23 protein-coding genes and 1 tRNA gene are annotated in these 24,520 nt (G+C 71.3%); 13 read left to right on the forward strand and 11 right to left on the reverse strand.

What is annotated here, in order from left to right; translation table 11 throughout:
• The first annotated feature begins 22 nt into the window (after nucleotides 1-22).
• The 5 genes from acs (at nucleotide 23) to ACFYUZ_RS05410 (ending at nucleotide 5,449) form a co-directional block, all read left to right on the forward strand.
• Complete coding sequence (gene acs, locus ACFYUZ_RS05390) at nucleotides 23-2,002, forward strand: acetate--CoA ligase (RefSeq protein ID WP_389306517.1); 1,980 nt, start codon at nucleotides 23-25, stop codon at nucleotides 2,000-2,002.
• A gap of 291 nt (nucleotides 2,003-2,293) precedes the next feature.
• The gene (gene nhaA, locus ACFYUZ_RS05395; RefSeq protein ID WP_389306519.1) at nucleotides 2,294-3,682 is read left to right on the forward strand and encodes a Na+/H+ antiporter NhaA; all 1,389 of its coding nucleotides are present in this window, start codon (nucleotides 2,294-2,296) and stop codon (nucleotides 3,680-3,682) included.
• A gap of 38 nt (nucleotides 3,683-3,720) precedes the next feature.
• Nucleotides 3,721-4,206 carry a phage holin family protein gene (locus ACFYUZ_RS05400; protein WP_389306520.1) on the forward strand — a complete coding sequence of 162 codons (486 nt, stop codon included), beginning with the start codon at nucleotides 3,721-3,723 and terminating at the stop codon, nucleotides 4,204-4,206.
• Nucleotides 4,203-5,138 (forward strand): alpha/beta fold hydrolase, encoded by a 936-nt coding sequence (locus ACFYUZ_RS05405; RefSeq protein ID WP_389306522.1) that lies wholly within the window; start codon nucleotides 4,203-4,205, stop codon nucleotides 5,136-5,138. Before ACFYUZ_RS05400 ends, ACFYUZ_RS05405 begins: the two co-directional genes overlap by 4 nt.
• Before the next feature lie 119 nt (nucleotides 5,139-5,257).
• On the forward strand, nucleotides 5,258-5,449 hold the full coding sequence (locus tag ACFYUZ_RS05410) for a hypothetical protein (RefSeq protein ID WP_389306524.1): 192 nt from the start codon (nucleotides 5,258-5,260) through the stop codon (nucleotides 5,447-5,449).
• 17 nt (nucleotides 5,450-5,466) lie between these two features.
• On the opposite strand, the gene ACFYUZ_RS05415 is transcribed toward ACFYUZ_RS05410, so the two are convergent.
• The 3 genes from ACFYUZ_RS05415 to nth form a co-directional block, all read right to left on the reverse strand.
• A complete protein-coding gene (locus tag ACFYUZ_RS05415) occupies nucleotides 5,467-6,666 on the reverse strand; it encodes a MarP family serine protease (RefSeq protein ID WP_389306526.1) in 1,200 nt (399 codons plus the stop codon).
• 78 nt (nucleotides 6,667-6,744) lie between these two features.
• Nucleotides 6,745-7,449, reverse strand: a complete 705-nt coding sequence (locus ACFYUZ_RS05420) for an NUDIX hydrolase (RefSeq protein WP_389306528.1) — start codon at nucleotides 7,447-7,449, stop codon at nucleotides 6,745-6,747.
• Between the two features lie 109 nt (nucleotides 7,450-7,558).
• Nucleotides 7,559-8,359 carry an endonuclease III gene (gene nth, locus ACFYUZ_RS05425; protein ID WP_389307012.1) on the reverse strand — a complete coding sequence of 267 codons (801 nt, stop codon included), beginning with the start codon at nucleotides 8,357-8,359 and terminating at the stop codon, nucleotides 7,559-7,561.
• A 351-nt stretch (nucleotides 8,360-8,710) separates the two neighbouring features.
• Here nth and ACFYUZ_RS05430 point away from each other — a divergent pair, with 351 nt between their 5' ends.
• Nucleotides 8,711-9,385 (forward strand): Crp/Fnr family transcriptional regulator, encoded by a 675-nt coding sequence (locus ACFYUZ_RS05430; RefSeq protein WP_015034542.1) that lies wholly within the window; start codon nucleotides 8,711-8,713, stop codon nucleotides 9,383-9,385.
• A gap of 107 nt (nucleotides 9,386-9,492) precedes the next feature.
• Here ACFYUZ_RS05430 and ACFYUZ_RS05435 read toward each other — a convergent pair whose 3' ends face one another.
• The 5 genes from ACFYUZ_RS05435 to ACFYUZ_RS05455 form a co-directional block, all read right to left on the reverse strand.
• Nucleotides 9,493-10,377, reverse strand: a complete 885-nt coding sequence (locus ACFYUZ_RS05435; protein WP_389306530.1) for an SPFH domain-containing protein — start codon at nucleotides 10,375-10,377, stop codon at nucleotides 9,493-9,495.
• Nucleotides 10,378-10,536: 159 nt separating this feature from the next.
• On the reverse strand, nucleotides 10,537-11,367 hold the full coding sequence (locus ACFYUZ_RS05440) for an MBL fold metallo-hydrolase (protein ID WP_389306532.1): 831 nt from the start codon (nucleotides 11,365-11,367) through the stop codon (nucleotides 10,537-10,539).
• The gene (locus tag ACFYUZ_RS05445; RefSeq protein ID WP_389306533.1) at nucleotides 11,364-12,251 is read right to left on the reverse strand and encodes an NUDIX hydrolase; all 888 of its coding nucleotides are present in this window, start codon (nucleotides 12,249-12,251) and stop codon (nucleotides 11,364-11,366) included. The genes ACFYUZ_RS05440 and ACFYUZ_RS05445 overlap by 4 nt, the downstream gene beginning before the upstream one ends.
• Nucleotides 12,252-12,370: 119 nt before the next feature.
• Nucleotides 12,371-12,841 (reverse strand): RidA family protein, encoded by a 471-nt coding sequence (locus ACFYUZ_RS05450; protein ID WP_030690870.1) that lies wholly within the window; start codon nucleotides 12,839-12,841, stop codon nucleotides 12,371-12,373.
• Complete coding sequence (locus ACFYUZ_RS05455) at nucleotides 12,838-12,996, reverse strand: DUF4177 domain-containing protein (protein WP_015034547.1); 159 nt, start codon at nucleotides 12,994-12,996, stop codon at nucleotides 12,838-12,840. Before ACFYUZ_RS05455 ends, ACFYUZ_RS05450 begins: the two co-directional genes overlap by 4 nt.
• Before the next feature lie 123 nt (nucleotides 12,997-13,119).
• Here ACFYUZ_RS05455 and ACFYUZ_RS05460 point away from each other — a divergent pair, with 123 nt between their 5' ends.
• On the forward strand, nucleotides 13,120-14,082 hold the full coding sequence (locus tag ACFYUZ_RS05460) for an ArsA family ATPase (protein ID WP_389306534.1): 963 nt from the start codon (nucleotides 13,120-13,122) through the stop codon (nucleotides 14,080-14,082).
• A complete protein-coding gene (locus ACFYUZ_RS05465; protein ID WP_389306536.1) occupies nucleotides 14,079-15,488 on the forward strand; it encodes an ArsA family ATPase in 1,410 nt (469 codons plus the stop codon). The genes ACFYUZ_RS05460 and ACFYUZ_RS05465 overlap by 4 nt, the downstream gene beginning before the upstream one ends.
• Nucleotides 15,489-15,517: 29 nt before the next feature.
• Here the strand turns inward: ACFYUZ_RS05465 and ACFYUZ_RS05470 are convergent, their stop codons facing one another.
• Nucleotides 15,518-15,862, reverse strand: coding sequence for a WhiB family transcriptional regulator (locus ACFYUZ_RS05470; protein ID WP_015034550.1), 345 nt, complete (start codon nucleotides 15,860-15,862; stop codon nucleotides 15,518-15,520).
• Between the two features lie 418 nt (nucleotides 15,863-16,280).
• Here ACFYUZ_RS05470 and ACFYUZ_RS05475 point away from each other — a divergent pair, with 418 nt between their 5' ends.
• Complete coding sequence (locus tag ACFYUZ_RS05475) at nucleotides 16,281-18,518, forward strand: transglycosylase domain-containing protein (protein WP_389306537.1); 2,238 nt, start codon at nucleotides 16,281-16,283, stop codon at nucleotides 18,516-18,518.
• A 67-nt stretch (nucleotides 18,519-18,585) separates the two neighbouring features.
• Here ACFYUZ_RS05475 and ACFYUZ_RS05480 read toward each other — a convergent pair whose 3' ends face one another.
• Nucleotides 18,586-19,050, reverse strand: coding sequence for a GatB/YqeY domain-containing protein (locus tag ACFYUZ_RS05480; RefSeq protein ID WP_030690864.1), 465 nt, complete (start codon nucleotides 19,048-19,050; stop codon nucleotides 18,586-18,588).
• A gap of 74 nt (nucleotides 19,051-19,124) precedes the next feature.
• Between ACFYUZ_RS05480 and ACFYUZ_RS05485 the strand changes: the two genes are divergently transcribed.
• From ACFYUZ_RS05485 to ACFYUZ_RS05495, 3 genes are all read left to right on the forward strand, one after another.
• Nucleotides 19,125-20,063, forward strand: a complete 939-nt coding sequence (locus tag ACFYUZ_RS05485; protein ID WP_389306538.1) for a metallophosphoesterase — start codon at nucleotides 19,125-19,127, stop codon at nucleotides 20,061-20,063.
• A gap of 249 nt (nucleotides 20,064-20,312) precedes the next feature.
• A tRNA-Pro gene (locus ACFYUZ_RS05490) sits at nucleotides 20,313-20,386 on the forward strand.
• A 1,044-nt stretch (nucleotides 20,387-21,430) separates the two neighbouring features.
• On the forward strand, nucleotides 21,431-22,156 hold the full coding sequence (locus ACFYUZ_RS05495; protein WP_389306540.1) for a hypothetical protein: 726 nt from the start codon (nucleotides 21,431-21,433) through the stop codon (nucleotides 22,154-22,156).
• A 98-nt stretch (nucleotides 22,157-22,254) separates the two neighbouring features.
• Here the strand turns inward: ACFYUZ_RS05495 and ACFYUZ_RS05500 are convergent, their stop codons facing one another.
• Complete coding sequence (locus ACFYUZ_RS05500; RefSeq protein WP_389306541.1) at nucleotides 22,255-23,133, reverse strand: glycosyltransferase family 2 protein; 879 nt, start codon at nucleotides 23,131-23,133, stop codon at nucleotides 22,255-22,257.
• Nucleotides 23,134-23,342: 209 nt separating this feature from the next.
• Here ACFYUZ_RS05500 and ACFYUZ_RS05505 point away from each other — a divergent pair, with 209 nt between their 5' ends.
• Nucleotides 23,343-24,500, forward strand: coding sequence for a serine/threonine-protein kinase (locus ACFYUZ_RS05505; protein ID WP_389306542.1), 1,158 nt, complete (start codon nucleotides 23,343-23,345; stop codon nucleotides 24,498-24,500).
• The last annotated feature ends 20 nt before the right edge of the window (nucleotides 24,501-24,520 follow it).

Consider the following 24,520-nt stretch of genomic DNA (forward strand, 5'->3'; position numbering starts at 1 on the left):
CGCCCTGGGAAAGGGAGATGTCGTGAGCAACGAATCCTTGGCCAACCTGCTCAAGGAAGAGCGGCGGTTCGCGCCGCCCACCGAGCTGGCCGCGGACGCCAATGTGACGGCGGAGGCGTACGAGCAGGCCAAGGCGGACAGGCTGGGCTTCTGGGCCGAGCAGGCCAGGCGGCTCAGCTGGGCCACCGAGCCGACCGAGACCCTCGACTGGTCGAACCCGCCCTTCGCCAAGTGGTTCGCGGACGGCGAGCTGAACGTGGCGTACAACTGCGTCGACCGGCACGTCGAGGCCGGCCACGGCGACCGGGTCGCCATCCACTTCGAGGGCGAGCCCGGCGACAGCCGCGCGATCACCTACGCCGAGCTCAAGGACGAGGTCTCCAAGGCCGCCAACGCCCTGATCGAGCTGGGCGTCCGCAAGGGCGACCGGGTCGCCGTCTACCTGCCGATGATCCCCGAGGCGGCCATCACGATGCTGGCCTGCGCCCGGGTCGGCGCCGCCCACTCGGTGGTCTTCGGCGGCTTCTCGGCCGACGCCGTCGCCTCCCGCATCCAGGACGCCGACGCCAAGCTGGTCGTCACCGCCGACGGCGGCTACCGCCGCGGCAAGCCGAGCGCCCTCAAGCCGGCCATCGACGAGGCCGTCGCCAAGTGCCCGCAGGTCGAGCACGTCCTCGTGGTCCGCCGTACGGGCCAGGACACCGCCTTCACCGAGGGCCGGGACGTCTGGTGGGACGACATCGTCGCCCGCCAGTCCGCCGAGCACACCCCGGAGGCCTTCCCGGCGGAGCACCCGCTCTTCATCCTGTACACCTCGGGCACCACGGGGAAGCCGAAGGGCATCCTGCACACCTCCGGCGGCTACCTCACCCAGGCCGCCTACACCCACCACGCCGTCTTCGACCTCAAGCCGGAGAGCGACGTCTACTGGTGCACCGCCGACATCGGCTGGGTCACCGGGCACTCGTACATCGTCTACGGCCCGCTCGCCAACGGCGCGACGCAGGTCATGTACGAGGGCACCCCGGACACCCCGCACCAGGGGCGGTTCTGGGAGATCGTGCAGAAGTACGGCGTCACGATCCTCTACACGGCGCCCACCGCGATCCGCACGTTCATGAAGTGGGGAGACGACATCCCCGCGAAGTTCGACCTGTCCAGCCTCCGCGTGCTCGGCTCCGTCGGCGAGCCGATCAACCCCGAGGCCTGGGTCTGGTACCGCGAGCACATCGGCGCGAACAGGACCCCGATCGTGGACACCTGGTGGCAGACCGAGACCGGGGCGATGATGATCTCGCCGCTGCCGGGCGTCACGGAGACCAAGCCGGGCTCCGCCCAGCGCCCGCTGCCGGGCATCTACGCCACCGTTGTGGACGACGAGGCGAACGAGGTCCCGAACGGCGGCGGCGGTTACCTGGTCCTCACCGAGCCGTGGCCGTCGATGCTCCGCACCATCTGGGGCGACGACCAGCGCTACATCGACACGTACTGGTCCCGCTTCGAGGGCAAGTACTTCGCCGGTGACGGCGCCAAGAAGGACGAGGACGGCGACATCTGGCTGCTCGGCCGGGTCGACGACGTCATGCTCGTCTCGGGTCACAACATCTCGACGACCGAGGTCGAGTCGGCCCTCGTCTCGCACCCGTCCGTCGCCGAGGCGGCCGTCGTCGGCGCCGCGGACGAGACGACCGGTCAGGCGATCGTCGCCTTCGTCATCCTGCGCGGCACCGCGAGCGAGACGGTGGCATCGTCCGCTGACGCGGGCGAGAACCTGGTCGCCGAGCTGCGCAACCACGTGGGCGCGACCCTCGGCCCGATCGCCAAGCCGAAGCGGATCCTGCCGGTGGCGGAGCTGCCGAAGACCCGTTCGGGCAAGATCATGCGCCGTCTGCTGCGCGACGTCGCGGAGAACCGCGAGCTGGGCGACGTCACCACCCTGACCGACTCCTCCGTCATGTCGCTCATCCAGAACCAGCTGCCGACCACGTCCAGCGAGGACTGAGCGCCGGCTCGCCCGTACGGCGCGAACGCCCGTCCCGAACCGCTCGGGACGGGCGTTCGCGTGCCCGCACCCCCGCGGGCCCCCGACCGCACCCCGCACCCGACGCACCCCGCACCCCGCACCCGACGGGACGAAATCCTCATATCTCCCTAAAGTGAACCTCGCCGGACACACCCCGGGCTCGTTAGGTAAAGTAAGGACCGCGTCAGGAACGCGACAGAAAGACCCAGGTGAGCCGGGAAGTCTGGTCGGCATGTGCTTCGCCCTGCCTGCCCGACGGAGGTCCCCCACGTGTCCGTGTCCAACGACCGCAAGTTCCTCGGCCGCCTCTCGCTGCCCGAGCGGCGGTACATCGCCGACGCCCTGCGCACCGAGACCGTCGGCGGCGTCCTGCTGCTCCTCGCCGCCGTCGCCGCCCTCGTCTGGGCGAACACGTCCGGCGGCAGTTACGAGGCCGTCCGGGACTTCCACATGGGCCCCGCCGCCCTCGGCCTCGACCTGTCGATCCAGCACTGGGCCGCCGACGGCCTCCTCGCGGTCTTCTTCTTCGTCGCGGGCATCGAGCTCAAGCGCGAGCTCGTCGCGGGCGAGCTGCGCGACCCCAAGGCCGCGATGCTCCCCGTCGTCGCCGCGCTCTGCGGCATGGCGGCCCCCGCCCTCGTCTACATCCTGGTCAACACCCTCGGCGACGGCTCCCTGGACGGCTGGGCCGTGCCCACCGCCACCGACATCGCCTTCGCGCTCGCCGTCCTCGCCGTGATCGGCACCTCGCTGCCGTCCGCGCTGCGCGCCTTCCTGCTCACCCTCGCCGTCGTCGACGACCTGTTCGCGATCCTGATCATCGCGATCTTCTTCACCAGCGACCTGAACTTCGCCGCGCTCGGCGGCGCCGTCGCCGGGCTCGTCGTCTTCTGGCTGCTGCTCCGCAAGGGCGTCCGCGGCTGGTACGTGTACGTGCCGCTGGCCCTGGTCGTCTGGGGCCTGATGTACAACAGCGGCGTCCACGCCACGATCGCGGGCGTCGCCATGGGCCTGATGCTCCGCTGCACCACCCGGGAAGGCGAGGAGCACTCCCCCGGCGAGCACATCGAGCACCTGGTCCGGCCGCTCTCGGCCGGGCTCGCCGTGCCCCTCTTCGCGCTCTTCTCCGCCGGGGTGAGCGTCTCCGGCGGCGCGATCCGCGAGGTCTTCACCCAGCCGGTCACCCTCGGCGTGGTCCTCGGTCTCGTCGTGGGCAAGGCGATCGGCATCTTCGGCGGCACCTGGCTCGCCGCCCGCTTCACCCGGGCGGAGCTCAACCCTGACCTGGCCTGGCCCGACGTGTTCGCCGTCGCCACCCTCGCCGGGATCGGCTTCACCGTCTCGCTCCTCATCGGCGAACTCGCCTTCGCCGGGGACGCCGCCCTCACCGAGGAGGTGAAGGCCGCCGTCCTGACCGGCTCGCTCGTCGCGGCCGTCCTCGCCTCCGTCCTGCTGAAGCTGAGGGTCCGGAAGTACCGGGCGCTCTGCGCCGACGAGGAGCGCGACGACGACGAGGACGGCATCCCCGACATCTACGAGCAGGACGACCCCGAGTACCACCTGAGGATGGCCGAGATCCACGAGCGGAAGGCGGCGGAACACCGGGAGCGCGCCCAACTGGCGGGGGCACCGCGCGACGGCGCCGACCGTCCGGCATGATCTGAGTCGGACCGTAGACACAAGGAGAGGGAGCAGCGATGAGCGACCCGTTCGACGGCACCGAGCGCAGCCTCGGTCAGCTGGTCGCCTCGGCGACCGCCGAGATGTCCGCGCTGGTGCACGACGAGATCGCCCTGGCCAAGGCCGAGATCCGACAGGACGTCAAGCGCGGCGCGATCGGCAGCGCGGCGGGCATCGCGGCCGCCGTGGTGCTGCTCTTCTCGCTGCCGATGCTGAGCTTCGCGCTCGCGTACGCCATCAACACCTGGACCGGCGGCCACAACGGCAACGGGGGCTGGAACCTCGTCTGGTGCTTCCTGCTGTCCTTCGCCTTCAACGTGCTGGTCGCGGCGCTGCTCGGGCTGATCGCGTACGCCAAGTTCAAGAAGGTCAAGCCGCCGGAGAAGTCCATCGCCTCCGCCAAGAAGACGGCGGCGATCATGCAGAACGCGAAGCCGCACCCCCGTCCGGAGCCGCGCCCGGCACTGGACAAGGCCTCCGTTGTGGCACGCTCGTCCGTATGACCCTTCCCGAGAGCACCGGCGGCAACGGCGGGCCCGTACGGCTCGACGGGCCGTGGACGCACCGCGACGTCGCCGCCAACGGCGCCCGCTTCCACATCGCCGAGATGGGCGACGGCCCGCTGGTGCTGCTCCTGCACGGCTTCCCGCAGTTCTGGTGGACCTGGCGCCACCAGCTGACCGCCCTCGCCGAGGCCGGGTTCCGGGCGGTCGCGATGGACCTGCGCGGCGTGGGCGGCAGCGACCGCACGCCACGGGGTTACGACCCCGCCAACCTGGCCCTCGACATCACCGGCGTCGTCCGCTCCCTGGGCGAGCCGGACGCGGCGCTCGTCGGGCACGACCTGGGCGGCTACCTCGCCTGGACGGCGGCCGTCATGCGGCCGAAGCTGGTGCGCCGGCTCGCCGTCTCCTCGATGCCTCACCCGCGCCGCTGGCGCTCGGCGATGCTCTCCGACTTCGCCCAGTCGCGGGCCGGTTCGCACATCTGGGGCTTCCAGCGGCCGTGGCTGCCGGAGCGTCAGCTCGTCGCGGACGACGGCGCGCTGGTGGGCGAGCTGATCCGGGACTGGTCGGGTCCGAAGCCGGTCGACGAGGAGGCCGTCGAGGTGTACCGGCGGGCGATGTGCGTCCCGTCGACGGCGCACTGCTCGATCGAGCCGTACCGGTGGATGGTGCGGTCGCTGGCCCGCCCGGACGGCATCCAGTTCAACCGGCGCATGAAGCGGCCGGTCCGGGTGCCGACGCTCCATCTGCACGGCTCCCTGGACCCGGTGATGCGGACCCGCAGCGCGGCGGGGTCCGGGGAGTACGTGGAGGCGCCGTACCGCTGGCGGCTCTTCGACGGCCTCGGGCACTTCCCGCACGAGGAGGACCCGGTGGCCTTCACCACGGAGCTCGTCAACTGGCTGAAGGACCCCGAGCCCGATCGCTGAACACCCGTCACCCCGGCCTGCGCACAGGCGTCCGTCGAACGGCCATGTGCCCCGCGCATACTCCAATTGGCGGGCCCCTGGGCGGTTACCGACCTTGGCCCCCGGGCAGACGTCGAAGTATGGGCTGGACGCACGACTACGGTGACACGACAGCACGCGACCGTCGCTCGGCCACGGGGCCGGGCTCCCGGGAGAGGGGTGGCCCGGCGGACGTGGGCCACGAGGTACCAGGGGTGGGGATCTCGCGCATCCTGCGCCGCCGGGCCCGTTGGGTCTCGGCCCGGCTGCGGCACCCCAGAAACACCCCGTAAGCCCCTTCGGTCCCGCCTCAGAGGGCGCAGGCCTGGGTGTCGACCTGCTGGTCGGCGGTCCGGCCCCGCTCGATGTCCTCGCGGATCTCGTCGACCGTCAGGGCGTATCCCGTGTTCGCGTCGTCGAGCGAGCGGGCGAAGATCACGCCGTACACCTCGCCGTCCTCGGTGAGGAGCGGGCCGCCGGAGTTGCCCTGGCGGACCGTCGCGTACAGCGAGTACACGTCCCTGCGCACCTCGTCGCGGTGGTAGATGTCGGGACCCTTGGCGCTGATGCGGCCCCGCACACGGGCCGACCGCACGTCGTACGAGCCGTTCTCCGGGAAGCCGGCGACGATCGCGTCGTCGCCGCTGCGGGCGTCCTCGTCGGTGAAGGCCAGGGGCGTGGACCTGAGGCCCGGCACGTCCAGGACGGCGATGTCGCGCCGCCAGTCGTAGAGCACGACCTTGGCGTCGTAGAGCTTGCCCTCGCCGCCTATCTGGACGGTCGGCTCGTCGACGCCGCCGACGACGTGGGCGTTGGTCATGACGCGGCGGTCGGCGAAGACGAATCCGGTGCCCTCCAGGACCTTGCCGCAGCTCTGCGCGGTGCCGACGACCTTCACGATGGAGCGCTGCGCGCGGGCGGCGACGGGGCTGTGGGCGAGCGCCGGGTCGGGCGGGGTGACCGGGGTGATCGGCTCGTTCGCGAAGGGGCTGAAGACCTGGGGGAAGCCGCTGCGGGCCAGGGTGGAGCTGAAGTCGTCGAACCAGCCCGAGGCCTGATCCGGCATCACCTGCTCCACGCCGAGCAGCACCTTGGAGTTCCGCACCTCCTTGCCCAGGGTGGGCAGCGAGGTGCGGGCGAGGGCGGAGCCGATCAGCCAGGCCACGAGCAGCATCGCGACGACGTTGACCAGGGCGCCGCCGGTGGCGTCCAGGGCGCGGGCCGGCGACCAGGTGATGTGGCGGCGCAGCTTGTTGCCGAGGTGGGTGGTGAAGGCCTGGCCGACGGAGGCGCAGACGATGACCACCATCACGAAGACGACCGTGGCCGTCGTGGAGACCTCGCTGTGGTCGGTCAGCTGGTCCCAGAGGATCGGGAGCAGCAGGACGGCGACGAGACCGCCGCCGAGGAAGCCGATGACCGAGAGGATGCCGACGACGAATCCCTGGCGGTAACCGATGATCGCGAACCACACGGCGGCGAGCAGCAACAAGATGTCCAGCACGTTCACCGTCAATAGCCTCGCAGATTCGTTTCCGGTCGCCCGGGGTCGGTCGGCACTGGACCGGTCCGCCCGGAGGTCAGCCTGTCATGAGCGCCAGTCGAGCGGGACCTGTCTGGACCGGTCCCAGGGGCGCTCCCAGCCGGCGTAGTGCAGCAGCCGGTCGATGACGCCGGCCGTGAAACCCCAGACCAGAGCGGATGCGACGAGGAATCCGGGGCCCTTGTGGCCGCTCGGGTGCACGGTGGTCGCACGGTTCGCGGGGTCCGTGAGATCCGCCACGGGGACGGTGAAGACGCGGGCGGTCTCTCCGGGGTCCACGACGCCGACCGGGCTGGGGTCGCGCCACCAGCCGAGGACGGGGGTGACGACGAAGCCGCTGACCGGGATGTAGAGCCGGGGCAGGACGCCGAAGAGCTGGACGCCCGCCGGGTCGAGGCCCGTCTCCTCCTGGGCCTCGCGCAGGGCGGCGCGCAGCAGGCCGCCGTCCGCCGGGTCGCCGTCCTCGGGGTCGAGGGCGCCGCCGGGGAAGGAGGGCTGTCCGGCGTGCGAGCGGAGGCTGCCGGAGCGCTCCATGAGCAGCAGCTCGGGTCCGCGCTCGCCCTCGCCGAAGAGGACGAGGACGGCGGACTGGCGGCCGGCGCCGCTTTCGGGCGGCAGGAACCGGCTCAGCTGCTCGGGCCGGATCGTGCGGGCGGCCCGGTCGACCGGATCGAGCCAGTCGGGCAGCCCGTCCCGGCTGAGCAGCCCGGCCGTGCCGGGTCCGTGGATCTCTTCGTCAGTGCGCGTCATAGGCACCCCCGTGGTTCACAACGCGATCGGTGGACGGGTTCGTTCCCGGCGTTCCCCCGCCCCGGCCTCCCGGGGCGGGGGAACGCGCCCGGGGCTCCCGGGGGCGGGTTCAGGCGCCGCCGCCGAGCGGGGGCGCCGGGATGCCGGGGTAGTCGGGGGGCGGGTTCAGCCGCTGGCCGGGGAAGCCGCCCATCTCGTACTTGAGCAGCTTCCTCGCCTTCTCGGGGTCGGTCTCGCCCTCTCCGTACGAGGGGCAGAGGTGGGCGATCGGGCAGGCGCCGCAGGCGGGCTTGCGGGCGTGGCAGATCCGGCGGCCGTGGAAGATCACCCGGTGGGAGAGCATCGTCCACTCGCTCCTGGGGAAGATCGTGGCGACCTCGGCCTCGATCTTCACCGGGTCGTCGGACTCGGTCCACCGCCAGCGCCGGGTGAGGCGGATGAAGTGGGTGTCGACGGTGATGCCGGGGACCCCGAAGGCGTTGCCGAGGACGACGAAGGCGGTCTTGCGGCCGACGCCGGGGAGCTTGACGAGGTCCTCCAGGCGGCCGGGGACCTCTCCGCCGAAGTCGTCCCTGAGGGCGGCGGCGAGGCCCATGATCGACTTGGTCTTGGCGCGGAAGAAGCCGGTGGGCCGGATCAGCTCCTCGACCTCCTCGGGCACGGCCGCCGCGAGGTCCTCGGGCGTGGGGTACTTCGCGAAGAGGGCGGGGGTGGTCTGGTTGACCCGCAGGTCGTTGGTCTGGGCCGAGAGGACCGTGGCGACGAGCAGCTCGAAGGGGTTGCGGAAGTCGAGCTCCGGGTGGGCGTACGGGTAGACCTCGGCCAGTTCGCGGTTGATCCGGCGCGCCCGGCGGACCATCGCGAGCCGCGACTCGGGCTTGGCGGACCTCGCGGGACCGGCGGGCTTCACGGGGTCGGCGGCCTTGGCGCGGGCGGGGGTCCCGGCAGCCGCCACAGGCTTCCCTTTCGCACCTTTCGCCCGTTTCGACACGCCGTGTTCGCCCACAGCGGAATTACCTTCGGCCGACACTCTTTCAGCCCCCTTGGCCTGCGCTCTCACCGGCGAGTTGGACACCCGGCCAGCCTAGGCGCCGCCGCCGACATCCGCCCCGGGCACGGCCGATCGGAGGCCAATCGGGCCCCTGACGTACGGATGGGCGGCACGGTACGTCAAACTTGTTGTGATTGATCGCACTGTTTTGTGCGTCCGGCATCATGGGACCAAGGTCCTTTGAGCAGGTCGACAGTATGGAGAGAACTCGTGGACGACGTTCTGCGGCGCGCCCCGCTCTTCGCGGCGCTCGATGACGAGCAGGCTGCCGAGCTGCGCGCCTCGATGAGTGAGGCGACGCTCGCCCGTGGCGACGCGCTCTTCCACGAGGGCGACCCCGGCGACCGCCTGTACGTGGTGACCGAGGGCAAGGTGAAGCTGCACCGCACCTCCCCCGACGGCCGCGAGAACATGCTGGCCGTCCTCGGCCCCGGCGAGCTCATCGGCGAGCTGTCCCTCTTCGACCCGGGCCCGCGCACCGCCACGGCGACCGCGCTGACCGAGGTCAAGCTGCTCGGCCTGGGCCACGGCGACCTCCAGCCCTGGCTGAACGCCCGCCCCGAGGTGGCCACCGCGCTGCTGCGCGCCGTCGCCCGCCGACTGCGCAAGACCAACGACCAGATGTCCGACCTGGTCTTCTCCGACGTCCCGGGCCGTGTCGCCCGCGCGCTCCTCGACCTGTCGCGCCGCTTCGGCGTGCAGTCGGAGGAGGGCATCCACGTCGTCCACGACCTCACCCAGGAGGAGCTGGCCCAGCTGGTCGGCGCCTCCCGCGAGACGGTCAACAAGGCGCTCGCCGACTTCGCCCAGCGCGGCTGGCTGCGCCTGGAGGCCCGCGCCGTGATCCTGCTGGACGTGGAGCGCCTCGCGAAGCGCTCGCGGTAAGCACCTCCGTACGCGTCCCGTACGTGCGGAAAGGCCGCCCCGGTCGGACGACCGGGGCGGCCTTTCCCATGGGTCCCGGGGTCGGCCCTCTCCCCCGGGCCCGGAGGTCAGCGCTTCGAGCCGTCCACGATCACCGGGGCGGAGCCGCCGTTGCCGCAGGGCACCGCGTAGACCGGGTTCTTCGCCGCGGCCTCCTTGTACGCGTCGATGCACTGGTTCATCAGGACCTTGTCCGTCAGCGAGTCGTTGAGGATCTTGTTGGCTCGGGCGATGCCCTCCGCCTCGATGCGGCGCCGGTCGGCCTCGGCCTTGGCGGTACGGGAGGCCTCCGTGGCCCGCTCGGTGGCCTGCTGCTGCTGGATCTTGCGGTCGATCTGGGCCTGGAGGGAGTCCGACGGCTTCACGTTGCGCAGGTTGACCGTGGTCACGTCGATGCCGCGCGGTGCGAGGCGCTCCTTGATCAGGCGGCCGATCTCGGCGTTGATCTTCTCGCGCTCGGAGGCGTAACCCTGCTCGCTCGTGTAGTGCGCGAAGACGTTGCGGACGATCTCACGGCTGTCCGGGTAGACGAGCCGCTGCTGGATGGCGTCCTCGCTGCCCGCGAGCTTGTACAGCTCGACGGCCTTGGCCTGGTCGACCGACCACTTCACCGTGACCTCGGCGTACATGACGCCGCCCTGCGAGGAGCGGACCTCGACCACGTCCTTGTCGGAGAGGTTGAGGTCGACCGGGCGGGTGGAGAAGGTCGTGACGTCGGTGAACGGCGACTTGATGTGCATGCCCGAGGTCATGGGCGACCCCACCTTGCCGAAGGCGACCGGCACACCGACCTCGTACGCGCTGATCACGTACGTCATGCTCACGATCAGCGAGAAGAGGCCGGCCAGGACGGCACCGAGGGCGCCGAACTTCAGCCCCGTGGAGTCATTGGCGCGGCCGACGAAATAGAGCACCACTGCGGCTATGACCAGCAGGATGGCGATGACGAACACGGGCGTTCCCCCCGAAAGCTACGACCAGAAGTAAGCGGAGCGTAAAACACGGGTCAGGAGCGCCAAAAGGCCGGGGGCCGCCTCGGGACAGGATCGTGACGACAGCTCCGGAGGGGGGGTCCCGCACCCCCCGGAGCCGCGTGAGCGGTGCCAAGCCCCCTAGATCAGGCCCCGCTCCCTCAGGTACTCCAGCTGTGCCCGTACGGACAGCTCGGCCGCCGGCCACAGCGAGCGGTCCACGTCCGCGTACACGTGGGCGACGACCTCCGCCGCCGTCCGGTGCCCCGCCTCGACCGCCGTCTCCACCTGGGCGAGCCGGCTCGCCCGGTGCGCGAGATAGAACTCCACGGCCCCCTGCGCGTCCTCCAGGACCGGCCCGTGCCCCGGCAGGACCGTGTGCACCCCGTCGTCGACGGTCAGCGAACGCAGCCGCCGCAGCGAGTCCAGGTAGTCCCCGAGCCGCCCGTCCGGGTGCGCGACCATCGTCGTCCCGCGCCCCAGGATCGTGTCGCCCGTCAGCACCGCCCGGTCGGCCGGCAGGTGGAAGGAGAGCGAGTCCGAGGTGTGCCCGGGCGTCGGGACGACCCGCAGCTCCAGACCGCCGACCGTCACCACGTCCCCCGCGCCGAGCCCCTCGTCGCCCAGCCGCAGCGCCGGGTCGAGGGCCCGCACGGCCGTCCCGGTCAGCTCCGCGAACCGGCCGGCGCCCTCCGCGTGGTCCGGGTGGCCGTGGGTCAGCAGGGTCAGCGCGACCCGCTTGCCGAGCTTCTCGGCCGTGTCGATCACATGCCGCAGATGGCCCTCGTCGAGCGGCCCCGGGTCGACCACGACGGCGAGGTCCGAGCCCGGCTCGGAGAGCAGCCAGGTGTTGGTGCCGTCGAGGGTCATCGCGGACGGGTTCGGCGCCAGGACGTTCACGGCGCGGGCGGTCGCGGGCCCGGAGGCCACCAGTCCGCGCGGCTGGCCGGGCAGGGCGGCGGCGTCGCTCATCGCTCGCCCCCGGTGGGGATGACCTTGGTGAACTCCTCGTGCCCCGGCCAGCTGAGGACCAGCTCGTCGCCCTCCAGGCGCGCCTGCGCGAGGACGGGTGCCATGTCCTGCGCCTCCGCCGCCACCAGCACCTCGGCGGCCGTCCCGTACGGCTCCAGGGTGCGCAGGGTCGAGATCGTCGGCGGCATCATCGTCAGCTCGCCCCGGTCGTAGCCGGCCGCGGCCTCCGCCGGGCGGATCCAGACCGTGCGGTCCGCCTCCCCCGACACGTCCCGGGTGCGCTGCCCGGGCGGGAGCGCCGCCACGAAGAACCAGGTGTCGTACCGGCGCTGCTCGAACTCCGGGGTGATCCAGCGGGCCCACGCGCCCAGCAGGTCCGAGCGCAGGACGAGCCCGCGCCGGTCCAGGAAGTCGGCGAAGGACAGCTCCCGGGCGACGAGCGCCTGCCGGTCCCGCTCCCACCCCTCGCCGGTCGTGTCGCCGACGACGCCGTCCTCGGTCTCCCCGGCGAGCAGCACGCCCGCCTCCTCGAACGTCTCGCGCACGGCGGCACAGACCACGGCTTGGGCCTGCGCCGGATCGTCGAGGCCGAGCCGGGCCGCCCACGTCTCCAGGGACGGGCCCGCCCAGCGCACCGGGTGCTCGTCGCGCGGGTCGACGCCGCCGCCCGGATAGGCGTACGCACCGCCGGCGAAGGCCATCGAGGTACGGCGGCGCAGCATGTGGACGTCGGGCCCGGCGGCCCCGTCCCGCAGGAGCAGGACCGTGGCGGCGCGCCGGGGCGTCACGGGGGTGAGCTCACCGGCGGCGAGGGCGCGGATGCGGTCGGGCCATTCCGCCGGGTACCACTGACCGTTCGACTGCTTCGACTGACCATTCGACATGGCCGGATGCTATGCGCAAGCATCGGAATGCACGAGAGCCGGTTTCCCGGGCTGTGGAAAACCGGCTCCCTGTCGTACGGAGTCGATACGGGCTCTCGTCGAGCCGTACGGATCGGCGGTCAGGCCTCGACGAGCTCGACCTGGACCTCGACCTCGACCGGCGCGTCGAGCGGCAGCACGGCCACGCCGACGGCGCTGCGCGCGTGCACGCCCTTCTCGCCGAGGATCTCGCCGAGCAGCTCGCTGGCGCCGTTGATGACGGCGGGCTGACCGGTGAAGTCGGCGGCCGAGGCGACGAAGCCGACGACCTTCACGACGCGCTTGATGCGGTCGAGGTCACCGGCGACCGACTTCACGGCCGCGAGCGCGTTGAGCGCGCAGGTGGCGGCGAGCTCCTTGGCCTCCTCCGGCGTGACCTCGGCGCCGACCTTGCCGGTCACCGGAAGCTTGCCCGCCACCATCGGGAGCTGGCCCGAGGTGTAGACGTACACGCCGGACTGCACGGCCGGCTGGTAGGAGGCGATCGGCGGCACGACCTCGGGCAGGGTCAGGCCGAGCTCGGCGATCCGCGCCTCGACGGCCCCGCTCACGACTTGGCCCGCTTCAGGTAGGCCACGAGCTGCTCGGGGTTGTTCGGCCCGGGCACGACCTGGACGAGCTCCCAGCCGTCCTCGCCCCAGGTGTCCAGAATCTGCTTGGTCGCGTGCACCAGAAGCGGCACCGTGACGTACTCCCACTTGGTCATGGGGCCGACTGTATCCGCTGTGGCGGGGCCGTCCGCCGAGGTGGCCCCCGAAGCTCCCCCTAGGGAGCTTCTCCGGGGCGGCCTGCTGATTGCGGGCGGCCGCCAGTGGTTAGGCTCGACAGCGTGAGCAGGCTCCAGGTCGTCAGCGGCAAGGGCGGTACCGGTAAGACGACGGTCGCCGCCGCCCTCGCCCTCGCCCTCGCGACGGAGGGGAAGCGGACCCTCCTCGTCGAGGTCGAAGGCAGGCAGGGCATCGCACAGCTCTTCGAGACGGAAGCCCTTCCGTACGAGGAGCGCAAGATCGCCGTCGCCCCCGGCGGCGGCGAGGTGTACGCGCTGGCGATCGACGCCGAGCGCGCGCTCCTCGACTACCTCCAGATGTTCTACAAGCTGGGCGGGGCGGGACGGGCCCTGAAGAAGCTCGGCGCGATCGACTTCGCGACGACGATAGCGCCGGGCGTCCGGGACGTGCTCCTGACCGGCAAGGCGTGCGAGGCGGTCCGGCGGCGCGAGAAGGACGGCCGTCCCGCCTACGACCACGTGGTCATGGACGCGCCGCCCACCGGCCGCATCACCCGCTTCCTCAACGTGAACGACGAGGTCGCGGGCCTGGCCAGGATCGGCCCGATACACAACCAGGCGCAGGCCGTCATGCGGGTCCTGAAGTCGCCCGAGACGGCGGTGCACCTGGTGACGCTCCTGGAGGAGATGCCGGTCCAGGAGACCGCGGACGGCATCGCGGAGCTGAGGGCCGCCGACCTGCCGGTTGGCCGGGTCGTGGTGAACATGGTCCGCCCGCACGTCCTCGACGAGGAGGCCGTGCGGGCCGCTTCGGGGGACCACCGGGACGCGATCGCGCGCACCCTGGCGTCCGTCGGCGTCACGGGCGGCACGCGGCTGGTCGAGCCGCTCCTCGACCAGGCGGCCGAGCACGCGCGGCGGGTGGAGCTGGAACGGACGCAGCGCGCCGTCCTGGACGGCGTCGGCGTCCCCTCGTACGAACTGCCCTTCCTCGGGGACGGGGCGGACATCGCCGGGCTCTACCGGCTGGCGAAGGAACTGCGGAAGCAAGGGGTGGGCGCGTGACGGAGGAAGCGGACGCCACGACGGCCCCCGGAACGGCCGGGGCCGGGGCCGCGAGCGGCACCGGCGACCCCGCCGGGCCCGACGGTGCCGCCGGGCTCGATCAGGCGCCCCTCCTGGAGCTCGATCCGCTCCTCGACGACCGGGGGACCCGGATCATCGTCTGCTGCGGGGCGGGCGGGGTCGGCAAGACGACCACGGCGGCGGCCCTCGGCGTGCGGGCGGCGGAGCGCGGCCGGAGGGTCGTGGTCCTCACCATCGACCCGGCGCGCCGGCTCGCCCAGTCCATGGGCATCGACTCCCTCGACAACACGCCCCGCAAGGTCGACGGGATCAAGGGGTCCGACGGCGGCGAACTGCACGCCATGATGCTCGACATGAAGCGGACCTTCGACGAGATCGTCGAGGCGCACGCCGACCCCGAGCGCGCGCGGGCGATCCTGGAGAACCCCTTCTACCAGTCCCTGTCGGCCGGATTCGCCGGCACACAGGAGTACATGGCGATGGAGAAGCTCGGCCAGCTCCGGGCCCGCGACGAGTGGGACCTGATCGTCGTCGACACCCCGCCGTCCCGGTCCGCGCTGGACTTCCTCGACGCGCCGAAGCGGCTCGGGTCCTTCCTCGACGGGAAGTTCATCAAGCTGCTCATGGCCCCGGCGAAGGTCGGCGGCCGGGCCGGGATGAAGTTCCTCAACGTCGGCATGTCGATGATGACGGGGACCCTGGGGAAGCTGCTGGGGGGTCAGTTCCTCAAGGACGTCCAGACGTTCGTGGCGGCGATGGACACGATGTTCGGCGGTTTCCGGACCCGCGCGGACGCCACGTACAAGCTGCTCCAGGCGCCGGGCACGGCCTTCCTCGTGGTCGCCACGCCGGAGCGGGACGCGCTGCGCGAGGCGGCGTACTTCGTGGAGCGGCTGGCCGCCGAGCAGATGCCGCTGGCCGGCCTCGTCCTCAACCGCGTCCACGGCAGCGGCGCCGCCCGGCTGTCGGCCGAGCGGGCGCGGGCCGCCGCGGAAAATCTTGACGAGGGGCGCATTGTGGATCAGGGGGGCGGGAAGGCTGGACTGCGTGGCTCCCCGGCCACCACACCCGGGCCCGAGACCCAGCCCGAGCCGAACGATCTCGCCACCGCCGCCGCACATCCCGTACCCGAGGCTGCCCCCACAGCCGAACCGGCACAGGAAACAGAGGTGGACGTACGCCATCTCACCGCAGGACTTCTGCACCTGCACGCAGAGCGCATGCGGGTGCTCGCCCGCGAGCAGCGCACGCGCGACCGCTTCACCGCGCTCCACCCGGAGGTGGCGGTGACCGAAGTGGCCGCCCTGCCCGGCGATGTGCACGACCTCGCCGGGCTGCGGGCCATCGGTGACCGGCTCACGGCGGGGCGGACGCCCTCGGCCTGAGCCTCGACTGCCTGAACGCCGAGCGGTCGCTAGCCGACCGCGGCGTACGCCTCGTACGTCGCGTCGTCCTCGATCGCCACGGGCAGCAGGCCCGCTCCCCGCTCGTACTCCGTGCGCGCGGTCTCCAGGAGCCGGCGCCACGAGGTGACGGTCGGCCTCCGGCGCAGCAGGGCGCGGCGCTCGCGCTCCGTCATGCCGCCCCACACGCCGAACTCCACGCGGTTGTCGAGGGCGTCGGCGAGGCACTCGGTCCGCACCGGGCATCCGGTGCACACCGCCTTTGCCCTGTTCTGTGCCGCTCCCTGCACGAAAAGTTCATCCGGATCGGTAGTGCGGCAGGCCGCCTGCGCACTCCAGTCAGCTACCCAGCCCATACCGGCGCCGTCCTCTCCCGAATCGAGGCTCCCCCACGGCGGCAGCGGCATATTCACCGCTGCCAGTTGGGACGTTACGGAAGGTGGACACAGCGCAACACCCCCTTCGGGCCCAATCTTGAATGGTCCGAACGGACTATGCGTGCGCGTCAGATCACCCAGGGGAGTGATCGAAGGACATGCGTGTGTTAACGGACATACCGCGTGGATATGCCCTTCCCCGGCGGGCCCGTTTCGGGACACCGCATGACACACGAGCCGGAATCGGACACGAGGCTTCCCGCGCTTCGGGGTCACGGGAATTCATGCCGATGTCACACCCGGGTCTTGATGCGAGACCACACTGCTGTGACAGTTGGGAGCAGCTTAGGCCAAGGCATATACGTGTGTCCGGCGAATGAGAACGTAGGCTGCCCCCATGGCAAAGAAGCGCTCGGGCGGTGGTCTGACCGGGACCCAGCAGGCCGCCAAGTTCCTCGGTGTCAGTGTGCTCGCCGGAGCCGTGCTGGCGGGCATCGCCCTGCCCGCCGCCGGCGCACTCGGGCTGGCCGCGAAGGGCACGGTCGAGGGGTTCGACGAGATCCCCTCCAACCTGAAGACCCCTCCGCTGAGTCAGCGCACCACGATCCTGGACGCCGAGGGCGGTCTGATCGCCACGGTGTACTCGCGGGACCGGAAGGTCGTGCCGCTGGACAAGATCTCCCCGTACATGCAGAAGGCGATCGTCGCGATCGAGGACGGTCGCTTCTACGAGCACGGGGCGATCGACCTCAAGGGCGTGCTGCGCGCCATCAACCGGAACGCGCAGTCGGGCGGGGTCGCGCAGGGCGCGTCCACGCTGACCCAGCAGTACGTGAAGAACGTCTTCGTCGAGGAGGCCGGTGACGACCCCGAGAAGGTCGCGCAGGCCACCCAGCAGACCATCGGCCGCAAGGTCCGCGAGCTGAAGTTCGCGATCCAGGTCGAGGAGGAGCTGGGCAAGAAGAAGATCCTGGAGAACTACCTCAACATCACGTTCTTCGGGCAGCAGGCCTACGGCATCGAGGCCGCCTCGCAGCGGTACTTCTCCAAGCCCGCCGCCGACCTGGACCTGGGCGAGGCGGCGATGATGGCCGGGCTCGTCCAGTCGCCGAGCCGCTACGACCCCATCAACGACATCCAGGAAGCCACCAAGCGCCGCAACACGGTCCTCCAGCGGATGGCCGACGTGAAGGACATCAGCCAGGCCGAGGCGGACGCCGCCAAGGCCAAGCCGATCAAGCTGAAGGTGAAGACCCCGAGGAACGGCTGCATCACCGCCGTCGACGGGGCCGGCTTCTTCTGCGACTACGTCCGCAAGACGATCCTCAACGACCCGGTCTTCGGCAAGACGGCCGAGGAGCGGACGAAGCTGTGGAACCTGGGTGGCCTCACCATCCGGACCACGCTCGACCCGCGCGCGCAGGCCGCCGCCAACGAGGCCGCCGTCGCGAAGGTCGACAAGGACGACCCGGTCGCCGCCTCGGTGGTGCAGGTCCAGCCCAAGACCGGCCGCATCCTGTCGATGGGCCAGTCCCGCCCGTACGGCCTGGACCAGAAGCAGCACCAGACGACGCTCAACCTCGCCGTCGGCAGCAAGATGGGCGGCACCACGTACGGCTTCCAGGTCGGCTCGACCTTCAAGCCGATCACGGCCGCGGCCGCGCTGGAGAAGGGCCTGAGCCCGGCGCAGAGCTTCGACACCCCGGCGCAGATCAACATCCCGGAGAGCGACTACACCCGGTGCGACGGCAAGCCCGCGGGCTACGCCAACTGGGAGGTCAACAACGAGATGAAGACGGAGAAGGGCGTCTTCGACATGACGAGCGCCCTCGGCAAGTCCATCAACACGTACTTCGCCAAGCTGGAGCAGATGGCCGGCCTGTGCGAGACGCTGACGATGGCGAAGAACGTCGGCTACGAGCGCGAGCTGGGCAAGCCCATCAAGCAGAGCCCCTCCGTCACCCTCGGCAGCATCGAGAGCACCCCGCTCGACATGGCGTCCGTCTACGCGACCTTCGCCAACCGCGGCATCTACTGCACCCCGGTCGCCATCGAGTCGATCAAGGCCGCCAACGGCGACAAGCTGAACGTGCCGCAGACCAAGTGCACGCGGGCCATGAGCGACCGGACCGCCGACACCATCAACCAGATGCTGAAGGGCGTCGTCGAGGACGGCACCGGTACGAAGGCCGGTCTCAGCGACCGCGACAACGCGGGCAAGACCGGTACGACCAACGACCGCAAGGACGCCTGGTTCGTCGGCTACACCCCGAACCTGTCCACCGCCGTCTGGGTCGGTGACGACGTCGGCGAGAAGAAGTCGATGTACGACATCACCATCGGCGGCGAGTACTACGACAAGGTCTGCGGTGGCTGCCTCCCCGGCCCGATCTGGAAGATCGCGATGACGGGCGCCCTGGACGCCGGTCAGACGCCGGGCTTCGTCCCCGTCTCCGTACCGCGGGCCCAGAAGCCCAAGGAGGAGGAGAAGGGGGGCGACGAGGGCCCGAACAAGCCCCGCAAGCCGGCCGGCGACAAGCCGCGCGGCACGGACCCGGTCCCCGGCTTCACGTTCCCCACGGACCTGCTCGGCGGCGGGGACGGACGCAACAAGCCGCGCGGCGGAAACCACTGACGCGGTGATACGAGGAGGGGCGCCCCACCACCAGGTGGGGCGCCCCTCCTCGTATCCGCTCCGCGGATCAGCCCGCGAGCAGCTTCTTCACCGCGGCGGCGACCCGGCCGCCCTCGGCCTGACCGGCCACCTTCGGATTCACGATCTTCATGACGGCGCCCATGGCGCGCGGCCCCTCGGCGCCCGCCGCCTTCGCCTCCTCGACGGCCGCCGCGACGATGGAGTCGAGCTCCTCGTCGCTGAGCTGCTTCGGCAGGTACGCGTCGAGGATGAGGCCCTCGGCCTTCTCGCGCTCGGCGGACTCGGGGCGACCGCCCTTGGCGAAGGCGTCCGCGGCCTCGCGGCGCTTCTTCGCCTCCTTCGCGATCACCTTCTGCACCTCGTCGTCGGAGAGTTCGCGCTTCGTCGTGCCCGCGACCTCCTCCTTCGTGATCGCGGTGATGGTCAGCCGCAGGGTCGAGGAGCGCAGTTCGTCGCGCTCCCGGATCGCGGCGTTGAGGTCGTCCTGGAGCTTCGCCTTGAGCGTGGTCATGGGGCCAAGTGTCGCAGGTGCGCCCCCCGTACCGCCCGCGCATTTAGGGTCGGCGGGTCTGCGACGATGGGAGGATGCGCGCACGGTACGGCATTCCCCTGAAGATCACGGCAGGCCTCACGGCGACGGCGGCGGCCGGAATCGCCTACGCGGCCGGCATCGAGGCCCGCTCCTTCCGACTCCGCCGGGTGACGGTCCCGGTCCTCCCGCGCGGCATGCGCGACCTGCGGGTCCTCCAGGTCTCCGACATCCACATGGTGAGCGGCCAGCGCAAGAAGCGCGCCTGGCTGCAGTCCCTCGCCGGGCTCCGCCCGGACCTCGTCGTCAACACCGGCGACAACCTCTCCGACACGGACGCGGTGCCGGAGGTCCTCGACGCGCTCGGGCCGCTGATGGAGTTCCCCGGCGTGTACGTCTTCGGCTCCAACGACTACTACGGACCCCGGCCGCGCAATCCCGCCCGCTATCTGCTGGAGAAGGTGCAGGGCCGCCACGGCCTCAACGGCAACCCGCCGGTGGTCGGCGCCGTCCACAACCCGTGGGAGGACCTCCGGGACGCCTTCGACGCGGCCGGCTGGGTCAACCTCACCAACACCCGAGGCCGGCTGAAGCTGCCGCAGGCCGAGCTCGCCTTCACCGGGCTGGACGACCCGCACATCAAGCGTGACCGGTACGACAAGGTGGCCGGCGGCCCCGACGCGGCGGCCGACTTCACCCTGGGCGTCGTGCACGCCCCGTACCTGCGCTCGCTCGACGCCTTCACGGCCGACGGGTACGAGCTGATCCTCGCCGGCCACACCCACGGCGGCCAGCTGTGCATCCCCTTCTACGGGGCGCTCGTCACCAACTGCGACCTGGACACGGACCGGGTGAAGGGCCTCTCCACGCACACGGTGGACGGCCGCACCTCGTACCTCCACGTCTCGGCGGGCTGCGGTACCAACCGGTACACCCCCGTCCGCTTCGCCTGCCCGCCCGAGGTGACCCTGCTCACCCTGACGGCGCGTGCCTGAACGCTCACGGCGTGGGGCGTGATCACGCCCCACGCCGCGGCCGTGCCGGCCCCCGCCGGCCGCCGCCCACCAGCGCCTCCGCACCGTGACCCCGATCGGCACGGCCTTCCACGCCCTCGGGCTGGAGACCGTCGGCCCGGACCGCATCCGACCTGCGCCGAGGCCCTCCGAAAACCGGATTTCGTCTGAGCGCGCGCGTGGGCTAAAGTAATCGATGTCGCCGCGACGAGAAGGACAAAGCAGCGACATCGGGGTGTAGCGCAGCTTGGCAGCGCGCTTCGTTCGGGACGAAGAGGTCGTGGGTTCAAATCCCGCCACCCCGACAGCCGTAACAGCAGGTGAGGCACCTAGCGACATCGCTAGGTGCCTCACCTGTTTCCGTCTGCGTGACCACCGCCCCTCGCTCGCCCACCGCTCCCCGCGGGTCCACCGCCCCTCGCGGGTCCACGGCCGCCGCGGGTCGCCGCCGAAGATCCCGTCCATGATCACGGCGCCGGTCCGGCTCACGGGCCGGCCCCGCTTCCGGCGGGCCTCCTCCGCCGCGGCCGTCCGGGGTGCCCCACGGGCCGGAAGATCATCTCCAGCGGGACTCCCCCACTCGTCGGCCTCGGCCCCGTCGTCGCCCTCGCGTGCCCGGCGGAGACGTGGCGGACGCCGGTCGCGTCGAGCGGCTTGCCCCGCGAGTCCGCCCTCGTGGCCCCGGAGCGCCTCTCCGGGCTTGTTCTCGACCTCCGCCCGGGGCTTGCGTCCGGGGCTCGCTACTCCCCCGCTCGACCGGGCGATCACGAGGGTGGAAGCCCTCGGGGTCGTCAACTCCGCAGAGCGCGTACGGGTCTTCCTGGAGCTCCACGGCCCTCGCCAGACCGTCCTGGGCGCCCACGCGGCCGGAACGGCGGCCGTCGGGCACTCCAACAAGCCCACGGGCCAATCCTGTTGGCCGAAGCGTGGCCGGCACCCCACCGAAGGCGCGCACACCGTCGATCACGGAGCAGACCTGATCTTTTCGCACCAGAAACCACGGTGACCCGACTAGTAAATCCTCAAGGGCCAGGTCCATACTTGAAGGGAGGCGAATACTGGCCGCCGGCGCCGAGCACCGGTCACCGGGCCCGGAGGAAGCGGCGGCAGAACAAAAGACGGTACGTCGGCTACAAACGGCGCGGTAGTTGATGGAAGAAATACCGCAGGGCGCGATGCCCATGGAAGAAGCAACCTCTTCTCAGCCCATGAGTAGTACTCATCAGGCATGTTCGTCTCCTGGTTTTCTCCCCCATGGCCGTCATGGCATCCGTTCCTGAACCGGCCGTCTGCGACTTCCTCGTTCGTCCGTCGACCAGCCGGCGTGCACGATCACGAAAGACTCCGTGATGTCAGATCGCATTCTGTACTACGGCGCGGCTTCCGCACGCGGACTCATCGGCACCGTCGACGGGAACAACGTCCTCAAGGACGTCACCGTCTACCCCGCAGGCAGCTTCGCCGACGACTGGACGGAAATCACCGCCCTCAGCGGCAATCGGATCCTGTACTACGGCGCGGCTTCCGCACGCGGGCTCATCGGCACCATCAACGGCGACAACGTCCTCAAGGACGTCACCGAGTACCCCGCAGGCAGCTTCGCCGACGACTGGACACAGATCACCGCCCTCAGCGGCGATCGCATTCTGTTCTACGGCGCGGCTTCCGCACGCGGGCTCATCGGCATCGTCGACGACAACAACGTCCTCAAGGACGTCACCCCATACCCCGCAGGCAGCTTCGCCGAGGACTGGACGCAGATCACCGCCCTCAGCGGCGATCGCATTCTGTATTACGCCGCGGCTTCCGGACGCGGGCTCATCGGAACCGTCGACGACGACAACGCCCTGGAGGACGTCACCGAGTATCCCGCAGGCAGCTTCGCCGACGACTGGACGCAGATCACCGCCCTCAGCGGCGATCGCATTCTGTATTACGCCGCGGCTTCCGCACGCGGGCTCATCGGATCCGTCGATGACGAAAACGTCCTCCGGGACGTCAAGGTGTTCCCCGACGGGAGCTTCGCCGACGACTGGACGAACATCACCGATCTCAACCTCCACGCCATCCTGTGACACCGCGGCGGCCGTGACCTCGGAAGCCGGTCGGCGATCCCCCGCCGGTCGCCGAGCCGTCCGCACCGTGGATCTGGGCGCGGCCTTCCGGGCCGTGCCTAGATCACCGGCGGGCGGCCCAGGCGGGTCATGCGGAGGACCGTGTTCCAGCGCATCGGGGTGCGGGGCCCGCCGGATCGGCGGACGCCCTCCGCGAAGCCGCCGAACCAGGCCCTCAGGCCCGGCAGCGAGCGGGTGCGGGCCAACGTCAGGAGGGTCCAGACGCCGAGATAGACGGGGACGAGCAGGGCCGGCAGGTTGCGCTTGGCCAGCCAGACGCGGTTGCGGGCCGTCATCCGGTAGTAGACGGCGTGCCGGGCCGGGCTGGTCCTGGGGTGCTGGAGCAGGAGCTCCGGCGCGTACAGGACCTTCCAGCCCGCGTCGAGGGCCCGCCAGGCGAGGTCGGTCTCCTCGTGGGTGAAGAAGAAGTCCTCCGGCCAGCCGCCGATCCGGTCGAGCATCGGCATCGACAGGCCGTGGCCGCCGCCGAGGAAGGTGGTCACCTCGCCGCCGCGCATCGGATCCTTCGCCCCGAGGCGCGGGACGTGCCGGCGCTGGGTCTCGCCGGTCTCGTCGGCGATGCGGAACGAGACGATGCCGAGGCGCGGGTCCGCCTCGTACAGGTCGGCGAGGCGGCGGAAGACGTCCTTGTCGACGAGCAGGCCGTCGTCGTCGAGGTCCACCACGACGTCGACGTCACCGAAGGAGCGCAGCGTCTCGATCGCGACGTTCCGTCCGCCGGAGACGCCCCGGTTCTCGGGGAGTTCGACCCCCGTGACACCCTCGGGCAGGGCCGGGAGCGAACCGGTGCCGTTGCCGACGACGACGATCCGGGACGCGGGCTCGTCCTGGCCCGCCACGGCGTCCAGCAGCGCCCGCAGCTCGGCGGGACGCGTGCCCATCGTCAGTACCGCCACACCCACACGAGGTCGCGCCACGACCCACTCCGTCCCATGAACCTCTGCACCAGAACCTGCTCCGGGCCGCGATGCTAACCGTCCGGGGACACCTCCCGTTCACCCGGACCACGGGTGTCGTGCACCACGTGGAGGCGCGGAGGGGGGAGCGCGGCGAGGGGCGGGGCCGGGCGGCTCTACGCTGGTTCCCTTCCGTCAGGTTGATCGATCGTCGAAAGGGTGGTCTCCAGGTGCTGGTCGCGGACCGATATCGGCTTCATGTGTGTATCGGCCGGGGCGGCATGGGCGAGGTGTGGCAGGCCACCGACGAGGTCCTGGGCCGGCCCGTGGCCGTGAAGCTGATGCTGGCGCAGGCGACCGACCCCTCCGCCGGCGACCGCTTCCGGCTGGAGGCGCAGACCGCCGCGCGGCTGAGCCACCCGCACGTGGTGGGCGTCTTCGACTTCGGCACCTGGGACGGAAAGCTTTTCCTGGTCATGGAGTTGGTGGAGGGCGACAGCCTGGCCGGGAGCCCGTCCGATCCGATGGTCCTGCCCGCCGAGCGCGTCGCGGTCGTCGCCGCGCACGCCGCCGCCGGGCTCGCGGCCGCGCACCGACAGGGCGTGGTGCACCGGGACATCAAGCCGGGGAACCTGCTCGTCGACGCCGAGGGCACGGTCAAGCTGGCCGACTTCGGCATCGCGCGGTTCGTCGACGACCCCTCGGCCGCGCTCACGACGACCGGTCAGATCGTGGGCACGGGGCTGTACCTCGCGCCCGAGCGGGCCCTCGGGCAGCCCGCCTCGCCCGCCTCCGACGTGTACTCGCTGGGCTGCGTGCTGTACCAACTGATCATCGGGAGACCCCCGTTCCGCGCGGACACCGCGACCGCGCTGCTGTACCAGCACATCGACACCCCCCCGGTTCCGCCGAGCCGCCTCGGGGCCGTGCTGCCGCCCGACTTCGAGACGTACCTGCTGAGCCTGCTCGCCAAGCAGCCGGAGCAGCGGCCCTCGGCGCAGGCGATCGCGGACTGGTTCTCGTCCGGCGCCTGGCGCGGTTCCGGATACCCCGGCGCCGCCCCCGGCGCGGGCCTGCCGCACGTGCCCCGTCAGCCCACCGGGCCCGGGCCCGTCCTGACGCACGCGCCCCACGGCTCCCACCAGCCGACCGGGGCCGCTCCCATGCCCATGCCCGCGCCGGTGCACACGCCCGCGCCGACCCCGCCGCCGATGAACCGGCCGCCGGTACCCCGGCCCGCGGCCGCCGCCCGGCGCCGCCAGGCCCCGGCGAGCAGCGGCGGCGGGCTCGCGGAGCTCTCCCGGCGCCGCCCGCGCAAGACGGCCGCGGTGGCCGGTGCCATCGCCTTCGTGGTCTTCCTGATCATCGGGATGGCCTGGCTGTCCTGACGGGGCCCGGACCGGCACGG

It is taken from the genome of Streptomyces sp. NPDC004266 (assembly GCF_042874095.1).
In the GTDB taxonomy this organism is placed as follows: domain Bacteria; phylum Actinomycetota; class Actinomycetes; order Streptomycetales; family Streptomycetaceae; genus Streptomyces.